Origin of the sequence: Priestia sp. HNGD-A6 (genome assembly GCF_045784335.1) — a bacterium.
GTDB lineage: Bacteria > Bacillota > Bacilli > Bacillales > Bacillaceae_H > Priestia > Priestia zanthoxyli.
Window position 1 is genome coordinate 25,426 of sequence record NZ_CP138623.1, and the last position, 13,760, is coordinate 39,185.

The following is a 13,760-nucleotide window of genomic DNA, read 5'->3' on the forward strand; positions in this document are numbered from 1 at the left end:
AGGTTACATGTTTCTAGACCATGGTTCTTATTTCTATTTATAAAGCTGTTTCTTAACCTTTTAAGGTGATGTCTTTGTGTGTGTACGTTCCTTTTATGTCCCCTTTGCGTCCCCCTGTGTTTTTTCACTTTATGGCTAAATCTTGTTGCTTTTCATTCAATTTTTGATTCAGTAACGGCTTTCTTCTCGTCTACTTGGTAGTTCATTTCTTGTTGCGTTGGACCTTTATGTTTGGCTTCTATCGTGATAACTTTTTCATTTTTTGGGTAAAAATCAAAGGCAAGTGCTTCCCAATTTTGAGTCGAATCGCTGATCCTTACCATATAATAGCTATCAACTTTATACAATAAATGAAAAGGTAATTTGATGTTTGGTTTCGCTTTTTCTTGTACAATTAAGCTTACTTTCTCTTCATCTGTTTGATCTATTTTGATAACCATATCGAATAAACTTGAAGTCCAATGATACACACGATTTTCAAAGGTTATTGTTCCTGCTAATTTGAAAGAAAATCCCTTATAGGTTTTGGTATTATACACCGGACTTTCTGTTTTCAAACCTTCGATACTATAAACTCCTCATTTGTTCTCTTATTTTCGTCTTTTATAGCAAAGTGATAAATGAAACGGATTCTATAAAAATATTACTAAATACAATTTTGATAAGACTTCGCAGCGTATTGAATAAAAAGCTTAAGATTAGAAAAACAAACAAAAAAACAAGTGCTTAAAAGAATAAGAACTTGTTTGTCAACCATGATATATTTTATGAATTTATTAGGTCGCATGTTGTATTTCCCGTTGCATGTGCGTGGATAGTGGAACCACATATGATGAATTAGATGAAAACAAAAAGTAAGATTGATCCCCTGAATCATATTGTTGTTGAAGGTACCGAAAAGCCGTTTGAATGTCCCAGTTGACCCCCTTCTTATCCTCTTCGGTTACACTATACATTTGATTTTGCAAAAGCAAACCTCGCTCTTGATGGGTAAGGGTTGATAACTCAAAAGGCAGTAACTTAGGCTTGATACATATTTTAAACTTATATTCATGTCTAAGAAAATCATCATTAATCGTGAGGGAATCAGCATTTTTAAAAATAACCACCATATGATTTTCAAGAAGGATTATGTTATTAACGCTATTGGCAATTCGTTGAGCATGAAGAGGAGTAGTACGGAATATTCCTAGTTCTAATTCTAATAAGAGATCCTCATGTGCATACTCGACACTCACCTTAAAAGAGCTTTGTTGATTCTTTACTGTTCTTTGATTGGGCATTCTTTTCTTCCTTTCTTGAAACTGAATTTCTATTTATTCTTAAAATAGTTAAAAAGTTACAACTCCCCAGACGATATCTGAATGCTTTATGCCTCACTAGCTACTATCAGTACAATTAAGCATGAAATAAGATTCGAAACCTTTGAATCAATACTAAATACATGTAAAGTGTTGAATATTAGCTTTTATAATATTTTTCCTCAGAAAGTAAATTTAAATAATTTTACGTTCTTAGAATTATGAGGTGAACTCTTTAAAACCTTAAATAATTGGTTAATGAATAATACATAACAATTTATAAATATATGGTACAAGAAATTATACATAATGAGGAGGGGAAAAAAGTTTCCCCTCCTCATTATTACAAAAATGTGCTATAATTACATAATTTACAAAAAAACAAAAAGGGATTTTAGCATGTTAACTAAAACCCCTTTTATGCATTCAATTTTTTTCTCCATGACTTAGAGTGTTTTTTTATAGTATCAATTGTTTTATATAAACGTTTGGCAATATCCTTTTTAGGGTATCCCTTCTTCTCTAATTTGTATACTTCTTTTTCAGAATTTGTTAGAGAACTTAATTTCTTATCTTCTCTAATTTTTCCTAATAATGCATCTGCAGCATCTGCATGTATTTGATTTCTTCCCTCAACTGCTTGATAGATAGCTGTTATGATATCATAGATACTACTCTTATTTATATAATTAATTGCTCCTGACTCAAAAGTCTCTACAATAATTTCATCCTCATTAATAGAAGTAAGTGCAATAGTCTTAATTTCTCTTTCACTTAATATCTCAATAATTTCAATGCCATCAAGATTGGCACCAGTTAAATTAAGATCAATAAGAACGACATCAATTTTATTACCTTCATTTATAATTTCAAGTGCTCTTTCTTTACAATCAACAGCAAAAACAACTTTAATATCATTAGATTCTTCTTCGATATACTTAGAAATATTTGTTTGCCAAAAAGCATCATCTTCAACTAACATCACTCTTATATTATTAGTGTTCATCTCGAACTCATACTCCCTTTCACTTCAAAAAACACTTCTTATGTAATTATTCGAGATTTAGGAAGCTGTATAATAATTGAAGTACCTTTACCTACTTCACTTTGTACAGATAGATTACCATCATGTGCTCGAATTATTTTATAACAAAAACTAAGCCCTAACCCGTGATTTTTTTTATTGTTTTTTGTTGAAAAGTATGGATCTAAGATACAATTCAATTGTTCATCTGGTATCCCTATACCATTATCGCTAATCTCAATACTTATTCCCTTATTCTTCAAAAATAAGTCTATATGAATTAGACCTTTTGAACTTACTATAGCTTCCATGGCATTATTTAAAATATTATTAATAGTTTCAGTTAGAAGTACAGTGTCACCTATCAACTTGGCATCAACTTCATAACGGGACATTATTTGGATGCCTTTTGACGACATTATAGGCCTTGCACTTTGAATACACTTTTCAATTAGTTCTATTAAATTGAATCTTGTTTCTTGAGGAACAATTTCTTCTGTTTTTGATCGAATACGATCTACCATGTCATCAATTCCTTGGATTGCTGAAAAAGTCTCATTAATTGATTTTTCTGTTGCTTGAAGATCTTTTTGCCTTACAGAATTCTGAGCAATGTTAAGAAAAAATTTAATTTTGCTAACCTCATTCTTAATAGTGTGGTTTAAAACAGCCGCACCTTCGCTCATTATTCTCATTGATTTATCTAAGACTTGCTGTTGTTCGACCTTCACTTTTATTCCAAATGCACCATTTAGAAAAATATAGGACACGAATAAAATATAAGAAACAAAGAAAAATACCGCCACCAAAATATTCACTTTATTTATTTCATAAATTGCTCCAAAAACGTTATTAAATATGTAGATTGCTATCCAAGTAGGCACTAGCACAATAAATACCCGTAATTTATTTTGTTTTTGATAAACGCTTATTTCATTATGCCATGTGTGAAACATTAAATAACTGGCTAATAGATAGTAAGGAGTAACCCACACTAGCAATATTTGAAAATTAATTCTAATATCTGGATAAAAATCTGTGAAAAATATCATAATTACCATGGGTATTGCTAATATGTATGACAACATCTTTTTAGTTTTAGCTTGGACCACTCCTGAGTATACAATAGCGTACATAAGTACTGCATAGGGTGAAGCAACCTGACCTAAGAATTGAAAATAAATATGTATTTGAAACAAAACCTTGGATATAAATATAGCACCTATCCCCAGAAGATACGGTATAAATGCATGAGCTAAGGAGCTTTGCAATGCGGTTATTGCACCTAACAGGCAAAAAGTAACCATCCAACGATTTGCTTCATTCTCTTTAGGCTGAGTGAAAAATAAAATAATAGCAAATAGTAAATTAAAAAAAAATATAAAAAACATTATTACAACCTTTATAAAATATCTAAGATTTCTTTAGGTTTTGTTATAATTTTATCTGCGTGTCCTGTATTTAAAAGCTCCACTGAGTCGAATCCCCAAGATACTGCTATACAAAAAAGGCCATTTTTCTTAGCTGCTTTAATATCTCTTAGTTCGTCACCCACATAAACAACTTCTTCTTTATTTAAATCATACTTTTTCAAAAATGAAGAAATATCTTTTGATTTAGAGAGAGGACTAAATGAAAAATGACTATAATCAAATATGTTAATAGAATTATTTATTAAAAATTCATTAATCACACCTTGATTATTACTTGTTGTAAATCCTAATTTATAACCTTCCTTTTTCAAGAATTCGAGAGTTTCTTTTATTCCAGCTACAGGTTTTAAATTAGAAATATATTTCTGAGACCTTCTTTTTATGGCTATACCAACTAAGGGCATTTTGTATAAAGGTAAATTAAGTACCTTACATCTATTGCGTATTGACAATGTACTTAAATAAGGAACATCTTCTTCTAGAATTCTTTTGTATCCCTGCTTCTCAGCAATTTCATTGTACATATCAATTGCTAAAAATTTTGTATTTGTAATAGTTCCATTGAAGTTAAAAAGAATTACTTTTTTCATATTACTTCTCCTTATATTCCGTTTTTGAAAACATAGTTTATCTTAATGTTAACAAAGTGATATCTGTATTAAAATAGCACAATTTTACTTATGTTGTAATAAAACCCTACAAGTTAACACCTTCTTTTTTACTGCATAATACCCTTTAAGTTCCATATTGATGGATTTTGTTTTTGTTATAATACCTGTATATCAATACTTTATATTTAAAATAAAGGTAAACTTTACAATTATAACATATAATTGTAATTCTGGGGAGAGGAAACTTTTTTCCCCTCCCCAGAATAAAAAAAATAAGATATGATAAAGTCGATCTTTGCAAAAAAATAAGATTAAGATGAATATACTTGTTTTGATATATTTTGCTAATTTTTATTGAATTATAAGACGACTTAACGATATAATAGAACTAACAAAAACGTGCGGATAGAAAAAAGACTTCAACTGTTTAAGAAGTGTTGACAGCACTCTTAAACCGTTCCCCCTAGTTACGGTAGGGAAAACACTTGTCGAAGTCTCTTGTTAATAGAGTTAGTTTTGTACAAAATAAAACTTATGGTTTTATTTTATACGAAATTGACATCTATTTCAAGGGCTTAGTTTATCTTAATTAAGACATTGTTTTCCTTTCTTCAGGGAAACAGTGTCTTTTTTGTGTTCCTAAAAGGAGAAGATGAACAAATGAACAAGTTATTAACTTGCTATTTAAAAGATGTAGAAACCTTCAATGGGCCCTTCACATGGCTATGGAAAGAAAAAGCAACCCTTCGTAAAAAGAAAGAAGCGTTTTTAGAAACCCTTCGTACTTATTTTAAACAACAACAGTTGGCCTTACATAAAGAATTCCCTAAAAAAAGAATGGAAATGTTAGATCACGTGATTTATAACCTTGTAGCTACGGGTATTCAAGCGATCCGTTCAGAAACGCTTATGAAGAAATTTAACGTATCTAAAAGTACCGTTTCTCGTTTTGTGAAAACATTAAAGGATACGCCATTTATACTTGTTGCACGTTACATTAAAGAAGATACAACAGGAGCTCATCCTGACAGCTATGTATTTGTTCTTAAAAGTCATAAGAACTTTAATAAGATTTGCAATGAGATCTTTTTTGCACATGATACAACAGGTGTCCAAACGCTTCAACAAGAAGAAATGACAACTCCTGTGACAACTCCTGTGACAAGTCCAGAAAGTGCTGAAAACGTTGATACAACAAGCTTTGAGGGCGAAAAAACATCTTCCCCCTTTATTAACCTTGATTTACCTAAAAATCATTTAAATAATCATTTAATATCTGCTTCACAGTCATTTGCTTATATCGTAGGTGTTCCTAAAAAAGTAAATAATGTGTACGCAGGGAAATATGGTCATCAACTAAAAGACTTTTATGCTCGTATTCGAAATGCTGCAAAAGCTGTGAAACGAGATACAGAGATTGAGATTATGAAAGAGCAAGTACATGAAGTCGCTTATACAGCCATTGTAGGCTTAGATAAATATGTCCATGAGGCAAATTATAAGGGTACTCCCCTATTACTAGATGAGATGTGCCGTCTTGTTTATCAAATTGCTTACAATCAATTTGCGAATCTACTAAAAGGAAATACGGAAGAACCATCATCTGAGTCAGACATACATACTAAAGCTGTAGAAACAGCCCTATTTACACCTAAACATATCACCTGTAAGGAATTAGTTCCTGCTTGGTTAAAAGTTGAACACGAGCAAAAAGAGTGCACACAAGAAGAAGCTATTCCTCTGGATCAACAGCTTGAAATGATTGAATTAAAGCAAGATTTAGGGCAAGAACTAACGCCAGAAGAAGAAAACGTACTCCAAGAGCAGAGTTCTCTGTACAGTTCGTTAGAAATGGCGCAGCTGAAACAGGATTTAGGACAAGAATTAACACCAGAGGAACAGGATTTATTGCATGAACATGCTCAATTACAGGACACTGTTTCGTAATTAAAAAGTGAAAAAATCTCTTAAAAGCTAGATTATTAATAGGGGTATGTTTACTTAGAACATATTTCTAAATAATAAATGACTATTATCTACACAGGGGGAGATCATTATGCCACATAAAATTACCCTAACAGGCTCTGCTACAGGCCCATTACGAGAATACGATCGATACGTTGCCTTTGATATGCGTGAAAAAGGCTCACCTGCTGCTCCTAAAGGTCTGAAAAAGAGTACGTTTATTTCGTATACCGTGTTTGTTGCGAAGAAAGCTTTTAATAAAACCGGACTAACAAAAAAGAGTATTATGCATGAAAAAATCTTAATTCAAGGGGAACCGACGCTAGATATTCCGATTGATGAGTGCCCTGGCGAAATAGGTGTTATCTGCTTCCAGATTACCGTTATACCGAATAAAAATGACAAAGAAGGTAATGAGTCAAAAGATAAAAAAGAAGCGAAACAAGAGGGTTCTGCGCCTTCTGAGGAACAAAAGAACGCTGAATCTACTAAACCGGAAGAAAAGCAAGAACCTGCTCCTCAGTCCGTAGCAAAAGAAACGAAAAAGGAAGCTGAAATGGTAGAGTTAGAAGCATCACAAACACCTGTACAAGAGCAAAAAGTTGCGTCGCAAAACAAGCAGAAACCTATTCAGCCAAAAGGAACAAAGGATGTTGTGAGTTTTGATGACATTATCGTTCCTGAAGCCTTCTTAAAGACACGTCCAAACCCTGTGAAAACAGAAGAAGTCATTGAATTTGTGAAGCGTACAGGACATCTTGACAAGCCGTTAACAATTGAGAAAGAATCAAAGATCTTAAAAGATGGCTATCGTCGTTATATTGTGGCCAAAACCATGAAAATGGACCACGTTCCGGTTGTCTATGACTATCAAAAATAACGTACTATCTAAGGAGATAGCTATGAATACAAAACATATGCCTGACTATGGGCTACAAACATGGGGTTACCATTTAAGCATGAGTTACCCGTTTGATTTAGATTATTTATCGCCAGATGATCGAAGATATAATATTTACGTGGCTACACTAATCCCTAGATTAAGTATAGATGAAGATTCGGTCCAACTCTTTGAAAAATATATACGTTTTGACGTAATCGTTGGAACAGAAGAACATGCTTCCAGAGAGACGCTGGACATTTCTATTATTTCGGATGATATGCCAGACTTCGATCACAGAAAGTTTGAATTTGACTATGAGAAGCCACGTAGAGCAATGGTATTCACAGGTTGGGAAAAAGGCCCTATCGAGTTAAATCTCCTTCATGTCTACCTTGGGGAGTCAAAGTATTACCTAGATACAGAGATTGTGTATATTGGACAGGCATTTGGAGAAAATGGAGAACGATTTCCTGCTGAAGAGTTAGTATCTGATCCTATGTTACAGAAGGTAGAAAAAGCTATTTCACATGAATACCCTGACAAAGAGCTAGCCCTTCTATTATTAGAGTTCAAATCACAATTATTAGAGAAAATAGATAGTGAGGACGAAGATCTAGCTCAACTACAAGAGATCACAAAGAATCCCCCTCTCCAATTAAATAATCAAATCCTAGATGCAACAGAAGCAGCTCTAATCAATTATTTCAAACCTGAGTACAATTCGAAGTTTAACAATCCTTTTTCTAATGTAAAAGATTGTGGTTTACATTATCGTTCCTTAACCGTACAGGTTCATCCTGATATTATAGGCCTAAAGCTATTCTCAAAGGAAAAGAAATACCTGTCCAACGAACGGATTGTCTCTTCTCTTTTACTCTTAAAGAGTTAAAAAAGAATATGCTCTTCAAACAGGATATTTTAAAAGACCCTCTTCTGCGAAGCAAGAAGGTCTTTTATTTTGTGTTACTTCTCATGTAATTTCATGTAAAGAATAAATCATATATTAATTAACGCTTTCATCACTTTGAATATATTTAAGGACTTTCTTATCAATATATGATTCAATAAAATCCTGTCTTTCTCCTAATTTTTCGGTTTTCTGTAGCCCTAGAAAACCACTTCGTGTAAACCTTTCACTTTCTGGTTTTTGGTTCCACAATTCAACGGCTTCTTCCCGTGCTTGAATCCTTATTTTCGCTTCAACCTCTCTCAACCTTTGTTGGTCCTGTTCAGACTTTTTAGTGTCTGGTAAAGTTCGCATTAATTGCTGAAGAGATAGTATTTCTTGAGTAGTATTTTCAGACAACTGTTTTATTTGTTGTTCAGTATGTTTAACAAACCCATCAAACAATTCAGCCATTGATTTTATTTTTTCTGCATTGCCTTCTACTTGGTCTTGTAGTTCCTCTACTGATTCTTCTAAAAATGACTTAAGAGACTCATTTTTTTCAATCATTTCATTGGTCAATTCTTTGTTGAAATGCGCTTGAATCATTTTTAAAGAGTAGTCATTTTCTTCTTTTAAACGTTTTGCTTCCAGTAAATCGTTTAGATCCTGCTGACTAAAGCGCCGATGACCACCCTCAGTTCGACTTCCCTGCAAATTCATATATTTCATATATTTTCGCACATTGGATTGAGACCATCCTAGTATCTCTGCAACATCTTTTATTTGATAAGATAGTTCTTCTTGTATTTGAGACATAAATCAATCACTCCTTATCTTGTTCTATGACAAGATTGCTATACTGGTTAATATTATAGCAAATCTACTACTAAACTTTCTCGAAATTCTTCATAAAGTAGTATCCAATTTCAAATAACTATAGTTTTGAATATGTAATTCTACACAAAAGAAGAGATAACCTCTTATAATCTATATTTAAATTTGCACATTCTTGAGTGAAGGTTTAACTTGAGTTAAACTAACATATGTATATTGTTTTTAAATTTGCACATTCTTGAGTATAAGTTTAACTCAAGTTAATCTAAGGTATATATATTACTTTTGATTCTACACGTTATTGAGTGTAAGTTTAACTTAAGTTGAACAAATTGCACGTAATTCTACATAATTGATGTATAGGTTAGGGAAGGATGGTCGCCTTTGTAGCGAAATTGCACTTATTTTTATATTTTAAAAGTGCAAAAACTTCGAAATACATGGCGTTCTTAGCGAAGCTACATAAAATCTTGTTAGTGTAAGTGTAGAATCGCTCAATTTAGCTTGTAAGTTAAATAATGAATAGATTTTCAAAAAAGTACATTAACAGTCCAAATAGTTGATTCGTAGATTTTTAAATTAATTTGATAATTCATTTAGAGGAAACCAGTATTTTATGGTCTACTATGTATTTTTTGCACTAGAATCAAAAAAGAGCCTGGCTCCTAAGAATAGAAGCCAGACTCTTTTTTATTTAGATGCGAATATCTATAACAAAGACCGCCCATTATGTCTCAGTGTATAAGGCGGTCTTAACTGTATTCATGCTATATGTTTATGACCAAAATATCGACACTATTCTAAAAAGACGTCAGGTGAAAAAGGCAATCGCTAAAATCGCTGCCACACAAACTAAATAGATATTCCCACTCCAATCCTTCTTTTCTTTTTCATTCACTAAATAGCTGTTATAAGAACCTTCAATTGGTTCTATTTTGAGTTTCCTGTGTAAGGCTACTTCTTTACCTGAAATCAAGTTTGATTCCTCCATTGTTTGATAACTGTAAGGTAGGAAACGCCCTTGTTCGTCTCTCAATCGGTTGCTGACGTCTTGCAGGGCCTGCTGCCTTTTCACTGGTAGAAAGCTGCTGTTTGGATTGAATAGTTGCTCCTGACATTGATTGGCCATCTGTTGATGTTCTAAGTAACGTAGAAGTGTTTGTAGCCGTTCCTTTTCGCTCAAGGTCATCATGTTCTCCTCCTCCTTTCTCTTCGATGTTGGGCTCTTGTTCCATCCATAACGGGTGGGAAGAAGGGTGCCACGGAGAGGAGGGGAGAGGGACGTCACTCATTTTATATTGATTCATTAATGCTAAGAAAACAGGATTGTGCGCTGCAGTAAAAAGCGCACACCTCATAATTTGATTTCGGTCTAATTTTGTAGCTTGAAACAGACTATCTACATATGTACGATACATAGAATGGTACCGCACGGTTGGTCGATAGGTGTCTATTTGATTTTTTGGCTTCTTATTTTTCTTCATATACGTTGTTCTCTTTCGAAATGACCTCTAACATCCGTTTACCTTCTAACGTTAAATAGACGTCTTTTCGACTTAATAACGAGATTGCTAATTCTTTTGTCATTATATTCGCTCCAATCATGATGTTTTTATAATGACGTCTTATTCTGACGTCTTACTAAATGATATGAGCTATAACTTGTCTCATATGCAAACTTTAGTTTGCAATATGTGAATATTTTTTTGCGTTTTAGTCAACGATGGTTCTTAAAGAAGTAAAAGGAGGAATTTATATGTGGGGATTGGGAAAACCACGATCTAAATTAGGAAAATTTATTGATAAGCACGGCTACACTATCCAAGAGCTTTCAAATGCATCTAAAATTAATAGAAACACTCTAGGGAAAGCTTGTTCTGACCCACAATATTTACCCACAGCAACATCAATTAAAAAGATAATGAAAGCGATAAGAAAAATAGACCCAAATGCAAAAGTAGATGATTTTTTTGATATTTAAAGTGAAAACGCCCAAAATTAGGTGTTTTTTTGTAGTGCAACAATCTCTCTGGCTCAGCTTCCTTACAGATTCCCAAATTAGCTTCAATACATACATAAAGCCAGTATTAGCGCAGTAACACTAAAGCAGTAGATACTGATTACCAAACGAGGTAGTTATTCTTTTGATACTAAGTAGTTACCGCAGTAGGTGATCTTTAGATGTTCATGGAATATGTACTCTTTTTTTATATGTTAGGGCTCGGCCTAGTCGCTTATATTTTTCATGAAATGGACGAGAGATCTAAAGACGTTCCATACACTAAATACAGAAAGTTAGATAAAGGGGTTTGACAATCTCCTTTCAGCAAATAAAAAAAGAGATTGAATTAATCAATCTCCAATTGCTTTTTTCATTTCTTCTATTTCTTTTTCTCTAACTGGCAAGACGTACGAATCGAAGAACTCTACAGACTTATCATGGACTTCTAAAGCCTGTTTTAGTAGTTCATCGACTTTTTCTTTGACTTTCGGACCATATTGCAAACCATGTCTTTGTAAGGCAAAAAAGGAATGTAGGGTATTAGATATTGACATATTTAAACGTGTGCATTTTTCTTTTGCATCCTTACTATCTAAAACTAGTTTTGGATTATCAGAATAATACTTTTTGCTTATTGTATAAGTTTCATCAGCGTGATTAACAAGAAGTTGTGCATATTGTAGCGAAGAAATAACTTCTATTTGTTTGTCTAATTTAGTGGTTGTTTCAGCAGCAGCTTCAAGGTTGTTAATTTTTTGATCTAATTCTTTTGAATTAAGCAAGGTTTTTAAGTCTACTTGTGTTTTATTTAAATCTTCTAGCCTTCGATCTACTTGCTCCAATTTTTGATCTAATTCTTTTGTTTTTTCTTCTGCCAGTTTCATCATATCTGTAGCTTTATTCATTTCATTTTTAGCTGCATCACTATTCTTTTTGATCCTGTTAAATACATAAGTTGCAACTATCGCTACCACAGCAAGAATAAGTCCTAATATTGTAAGGAATATTGTAAAGTTATTAGTTAAGAATGAAATTTGATCTGCTTGAACATTACGCGCAACATCCTGAACATCTTTCATTTGACTATAAACAGAGTTTTCAAATTCAAGAAGGTCCTCCTTGGTAACAGGTTTTGATTCAGCGACTCCCAGTAAAAAATTAAACATAATTGTCCCCCAAAATATTAATATTTCTATTTCTTTAGGTATCTTGTATAACGATAGAGGGTATGATGACTAATCAAACTAAAATATTTAATTAATTGTCCTTTCAACTACTAACAACTAGATGCATTTCTTCATTTCATAGTTTCTGCATTCACGCAAGAAAACGCTACGCTTTAGAAAATTTTTGAAGTAAGCTGAATTACAATTGTTACATCGACCACTTATTTTATTACTAAGACCTTATCTGGAAATTTCACATAGTCATACACTTTATCAAGATCAATTTCTTGCTCCTTTATTTCTTCTAGGTTAATCATTCTTTTTTATTTGGCTTTAATTAGATTACCACAGTTACATCTGTTTAGTTTTAAAAAACATTTCATGATAAAATTATAGTCCTTTAGAACCATGAATAATTAGTACTAGTAAAATATAATGGAAATAGTAGAAAAAAATTCTAAATAACAGCGAACTTTTTATTGTTTTTAATATATAAATTCTTTTTATATATTAGAAAAGGATTATGCTGAGAAAATATAGAAAAAGGTGATATTCCATGGACAAAGCTGGTCATAATGATTATCAAGAACATTTAAAATCTACTATTCAAGAAATGTACCCTAAATATGCTCAAAGAAAATTACTTAAAGATCTGGAAAAGCTAAAAGTTATCAATCTCAAAAAAAATAAAACTTCTACGGAAGATACCATTCTAGACTTATCAACTATAGAAGAACAAGAGCAGCTTACTACGGGCATTGTAAAAAGGGATGAGGTAACTCGTCATATAGAAAGAGATGAATTTTTAAAATCCTACAAATATGCCGTTTTATTTAACGTAAGTAGCATTGAAGAAGATACATTTATCCAATTAAAGGAATCCGGAAAGATACATAATTTTTTTGCAAAAGACTACAGTCATGACATTATTTATGATGGAATAACATATAACAGTATCAAACCTACAATGTATACTATGGGCAATGTTACCATACTAAAATTTAGCAAGCTTTTGACAGGTTATGTTCCCGGAACTGGAACAAAGAAACAAATTAAATATCCTATATTAGCTGTATACCTGAAGCATTTAGGAGTACTAGAAATTCGTCTAGATCAAGTTCGGACCTACTTTCAAGAAGACGATTTCTTCTATCACGAACAGATTAATTTTATTTTAAAATGGTTCCAAGAAAACATCGATTGTGATATAGAAAACATTAATTTACCCCCTATAATTGAACATATAGGAAAGAAAGATCAAGATGAAGTAAATGTTCATGCACAAGCTATGAGCTTAAAAAGTGGAGGGAAAGCAGTCCTTGAAACAGGCTTAAATGAAAACTACATTCTACCTTTACTTGGTGAACTCAAGGAATTAATCAAATCAAATGAAGATCTTTTTGAAAAGAGCCCAGAAATTAAATTGTTACTTGATAAATTTATTTCTGAAACAGAAAGTACTGCTGACTTACCTTGGATTTCTTTGATTTGGAAAGGGAAAAATAAAACAAAAGGAAATATAGTTAAATTTAAACACAATTATATGAACCAGGGGTATACTTTGTTACAATATTATGGTCTGCAAACTGATATGGAGAAGATGGACAATGTCACCGAATATATTATCAATAATAAAAACGAAATTGATAGTC

Annotated in this window: 14 protein-coding genes and 1 pseudogene; 5 read left to right on the forward strand and 10 right to left on the reverse strand. The window is 32.4% G+C overall.

What is annotated here, in order from left to right:
* Window positions 1-152: 152 nt before the first annotated feature.
* From SCI76_RS27620 to SCI76_RS27640, 5 genes are all read right to left on the reverse strand, one after another.
* Window positions 153-539 (reverse strand): hypothetical protein, encoded by a 387-nt coding sequence (locus SCI76_RS27620; RefSeq protein ID WP_407545335.1) that lies wholly within the window; start codon window positions 537-539, stop codon window positions 153-155.
* 237 nt (window positions 540-776) lie between these two features.
* Window positions 777-1,283, reverse strand: coding sequence for a hypothetical protein (locus SCI76_RS27625; RefSeq protein WP_407545336.1), 507 nt, complete (start codon window positions 1,281-1,283; stop codon window positions 777-779).
* Window positions 1,284-1,719: 436 nt separating this feature from the next.
* Window positions 1,720-2,307 carry a response regulator gene (locus SCI76_RS27630; protein WP_407545337.1) on the reverse strand — a complete coding sequence of 196 codons (588 nt, stop codon included), beginning with the start codon at window positions 2,305-2,307 and terminating at the stop codon, window positions 1,720-1,722.
* 38 nt (window positions 2,308-2,345) lie between these two features.
* Entirely contained in the window at window positions 2,346-3,716 is a 1,371-nt protein-coding gene (locus SCI76_RS27635; RefSeq protein WP_407545338.1) for a sensor histidine kinase, read from the reverse strand.
* A gap of 11 nt (window positions 3,717-3,727) precedes the next feature.
* Window positions 3,728-4,348 (reverse strand): HAD-IA family hydrolase, encoded by a 621-nt coding sequence (locus tag SCI76_RS27640; protein WP_407545339.1) that lies wholly within the window; start codon window positions 4,346-4,348, stop codon window positions 3,728-3,730.
* Between the two features lie 681 nt (window positions 4,349-5,029).
* Here SCI76_RS27640 and SCI76_RS27645 point away from each other — a divergent pair.
* From SCI76_RS27645 to SCI76_RS27655, 3 genes are all read left to right on the forward strand, one after another.
* Entirely contained in the window at window positions 5,030-6,316 is a 1,287-nt protein-coding gene (locus SCI76_RS27645; RefSeq protein WP_407545340.1) for a replication protein, read from the forward strand.
* A 109-nt stretch (window positions 6,317-6,425) separates the two neighbouring features.
* On the forward strand, window positions 6,426-7,214 hold the full coding sequence (locus tag SCI76_RS27650; RefSeq protein ID WP_407545341.1) for a plasmid stabilization protein: 789 nt from the start codon (window positions 6,426-6,428) through the stop codon (window positions 7,212-7,214).
* A gap of 22 nt (window positions 7,215-7,236) precedes the next feature.
* Window positions 7,237-8,106: a hypothetical protein gene (locus tag SCI76_RS27655; protein WP_407545342.1), complete on the forward strand. Its 870-nt coding sequence runs from the start codon at window positions 7,237-7,239 to the stop codon at window positions 8,104-8,106.
* Window positions 8,107-8,220: 114 nt separating this feature from the next.
* On the opposite strand, the gene SCI76_RS27660 is transcribed toward SCI76_RS27655, so the two are convergent.
* From SCI76_RS27660 to SCI76_RS27670, 3 genes are all read right to left on the reverse strand, one after another.
* Window positions 8,221-8,922 (reverse strand): MerR family transcriptional regulator, encoded by a 702-nt coding sequence (locus SCI76_RS27660; RefSeq protein WP_098113810.1) that lies wholly within the window; start codon window positions 8,920-8,922, stop codon window positions 8,221-8,223.
* A gap of 829 nt (window positions 8,923-9,751) precedes the next feature.
* Entirely contained in the window at window positions 9,752-9,916 is a 165-nt protein-coding gene (locus SCI76_RS27665; RefSeq protein WP_407545343.1) for a hypothetical protein, read from the reverse strand.
* A complete protein-coding gene (locus SCI76_RS27670; RefSeq protein WP_407545344.1) occupies window positions 9,903-10,424 on the reverse strand; it encodes a hypothetical protein in 522 nt (173 codons plus the stop codon). Before SCI76_RS27670 ends, SCI76_RS27665 begins: the two co-directional genes overlap by 14 nt.
* Window positions 10,425-10,696: 272 nt before the next feature.
* Here SCI76_RS27670 and SCI76_RS27675 point away from each other — a divergent pair, with 272 nt between their 5' ends.
* Complete coding sequence (locus SCI76_RS27675) at window positions 10,697-10,921, forward strand: helix-turn-helix domain-containing protein (RefSeq protein ID WP_098113812.1); 225 nt, start codon at window positions 10,697-10,699, stop codon at window positions 10,919-10,921.
* Window positions 10,922-11,292: 371 nt separating this feature from the next.
* Here SCI76_RS27675 and SCI76_RS27680 read toward each other — a convergent pair whose 3' ends face one another.
* On the reverse strand, window positions 11,293-12,108 hold the full coding sequence (locus SCI76_RS27680) for a hypothetical protein (RefSeq protein ID WP_377565858.1): 816 nt from the start codon (window positions 12,106-12,108) through the stop codon (window positions 11,293-11,295).
* Between the two features lie 117 nt (window positions 12,109-12,225).
* Window positions 12,226-12,425, reverse strand: a pseudogene (locus SCI76_RS27685) (hypothetical protein).
* A 239-nt stretch (window positions 12,426-12,664) separates the two neighbouring features.
* Here SCI76_RS27685 and SCI76_RS27690 point away from each other — a divergent pair.
* Window positions 12,665-13,760: hypothetical protein (locus tag SCI76_RS27690; RefSeq protein WP_407545345.1), on the forward strand; the 1,096-nt coding region annotated here is incomplete at its 3' end.

Excerpts from the sequence above, each read along its gene's own strand:
- SCI76_RS27625 (WP_407545336.1), bottom strand. The coding sequence starts at position 1,283 with ATGCCCAATCAAAGAACAGTAAAGAATCAACAAAGCTCTTTTAAGGTG.
- SCI76_RS27630 (WP_407545337.1), bottom strand. The coding sequence starts at position 2,307 with ATGAACACTAATAATATAAGAGTGATGTTAGTTGAAGATGATGCTTTT.
- SCI76_RS27635 (WP_407545338.1), bottom strand. The coding sequence starts at position 3,716 with ATGTTTTTTATATTTTTTTTTAATTTACTATTTGCTATTATTTTATTT.
- SCI76_RS27640 (WP_407545339.1), bottom strand. The coding sequence starts at position 4,348 with ATGAAAAAAGTAATTCTTTTTAACTTCAATGGAACTATTACAAATACA.
- SCI76_RS27645 (WP_407545340.1), top strand. The coding sequence starts at position 5,030 with ATGAACAAGTTATTAACTTGCTATTTAAAAGATGTAGAAACCTTCAAT.
- SCI76_RS27650 (WP_407545341.1), top strand. The coding sequence starts at position 6,426 with ATGCCACATAAAATTACCCTAACAGGCTCTGCTACAGGCCCATTACGA.
- SCI76_RS27655 (WP_407545342.1), top strand. The coding sequence starts at position 7,237 with ATGAATACAAAACATATGCCTGACTATGGGCTACAAACATGGGGTTAC.
- SCI76_RS27660 (WP_098113810.1), bottom strand. The coding sequence starts at position 8,922 with ATGTCTCAAATACAAGAAGAACTATCTTATCAAATAAAAGATGTTGCA.
- SCI76_RS27670 (WP_407545344.1), bottom strand. The coding sequence starts at position 10,424 with ATGAAGAAAAATAAGAAGCCAAAAAATCAAATAGACACCTATCGACCA.
- SCI76_RS27675 (WP_098113812.1), top strand. The coding sequence starts at position 10,697 with ATGTGGGGATTGGGAAAACCACGATCTAAATTAGGAAAATTTATTGAT.
- SCI76_RS27680 (WP_377565858.1), bottom strand. The coding sequence starts at position 12,108 with ATGTTTAATTTTTTACTGGGAGTCGCTGAATCAAAACCTGTTACCAAG.